Annotated in this window: 2 protein-coding genes; both read left to right on the top strand. The window is 58.3% G+C overall.

Going from position 1 to position 1,574, the window contains the following annotated elements:
• A partial coding sequence (glgP, locus tag VAE48_RS04595) for an alpha-glucan family phosphorylase (RefSeq protein WP_322792146.1) occupies window positions 1–959 on the top strand: 959 nt, incomplete at its 5' end.
• Between the two features lie 18 nt (window positions 960–977).
• Window positions 978–1,505 (top strand): DUF2179 domain-containing protein, encoded by a 528-nt coding sequence (locus VAE48_RS04590; RefSeq protein WP_322792145.1) that lies wholly within the window; start codon window positions 978–980, stop codon window positions 1,503–1,505.
• Window positions 1,506–1,574: the final 69 nt, after the last annotated feature.

Below are 1,574 nucleotides of genomic sequence, written 5' to 3'. Positions count from 1 at the left end.
CCATCCGCCACATTACCAATGGCGTTCACACCGCTACCTGGCTGGCGCGCCGCCTGCGCCTGCTGTTCGACCGCTACCTGGGTGCAGACTGGATGAAACGGATTGACGATCCGCAGTTGTGGTCTCAGGTGGAAAACATCCCCGATGGCGAGTTGTGGGCGGTGCGGCAGCACCTCAAACGCAAATTGATTCTGTACATCAACGACCGCGCCCGTCAGCGCTGGCAGAGCGGGCAGTATCATCCCGCTCAGGCGCTGGCCAGCGGTGTGTTTTTGGAACCGTACTCCCTGACAATTGGCTTTGCCCGCCGTTTTGCCACCTACAAGCGCGGCGGTCTGATTCTGCGCGATTACGACCGCCTGATGCGGCTGGTGACCAACCCGGATATGCCGGTGCAGATCATCTTTGCCGGTAAAGCCCACCCTGCTGATGAACCCGGCAAACTGCTCATCCAGCAGGTTTACCGTGCCGTCAAGGATTCGCGCATGGGCGGGCGGCTGGTCTTTCTGGAAGACTACGACATGAACATGGCCCGCTATCTGGTGCAGGGTGTGGATGTCTGGCTGAACAACCCGCGCCGCCCCAACGAAGCCTCCGGTACTTCCGGCATGAAAGCCGCTCTCAACGGCGTGTTGAACCTCTCGGTCATGGATGGCTGGTGGCGGGAAGGTTACAACGGGCTGAACGGCTGGTCAATTGGTGAAGATGCCGACCCGGTTGACCCCAATCAGCAGGACGAAATGGACGCCCGCAGCATTTACGAGCGGCTGGAGAAAGAGATCATCCCGCTGTATTACACCAACCGTTCGGTGGATAACATCCCCACCGGCTGGATTGCGCGCATCAAAGAGGCCATCCGCACGCTCGCACCGCAGTTCAGCACCCGCCGGATGGTGAAAGAGTACCTCAGCGAAATGTATCTGGCCTGCATGGAAGTAGCCGAAGAAGAAACTGCCTAGAAAAAAAGGGGGGACGCCATGCAATTTGATTTCAGCGGTCAGGCTTTTTTAATCATGCTGGGCATTTTTGCCCTGCGGGTTTGTGATATGACCCTGGATACCATCCGCGTTTTGTTTGTGGTGCGCGGACGCAAAAAACTGGCCTGGATGCTGGGCTTCATGCAATCCCTGATTTTTGTGATTGCCATCAGCACCGTGCTTTCCAACCTGAAGAACCCGCTGAGCGTGATTGGCTACGCCGCCGGTTTTGCCACCGGCAACGTGGTGGGCATGCTTATTGAGGAACGGCTGGCAATCGGGCACATTCACCTGACGATTGTCAGCCCTTCCCGCGGCGCAGCCGTTGCGGAAATTTTACGCAAGAACGGCTATGCTGTTACCGAGGTTTCCGGGCGCGGCATGACCGGCACGGTAACGCTGCTGCATGTGGATGTGGTTCGTCGCAAGGTGGACGAGGTGGAAACGCTGATCCTGGAAGCCGACCGCGAGGCATTCGTCACCGCCGAGGATGTACGCCCCATCCGGCGCGGCTTCTGGCGGGCGTGAGGATTATTTTAACGTGGGTTCGGGATAAGCACAAACCGCGGTAAGCAGCAAAATACACCCCCTCCCACC

This window comes from Bellilinea sp., assembly GCF_034432615.1.
In the GTDB taxonomy this organism is placed as follows: domain Bacteria; phylum Chloroflexota; class Anaerolineae; order Anaerolineales; family Anaerolineaceae; genus Bellilinea.
This window is presented reverse-complemented; position numbering and strand designations above follow the sequence as displayed.

Coding starts and splice junctions, on each gene's coding strand:
- VAE48_RS04590 (WP_322792145.1), top strand. CDS start 978: ATGCAATTTGATTTCAGCGGTCAGGCTTTTTTAATCATGCTGGGCATT.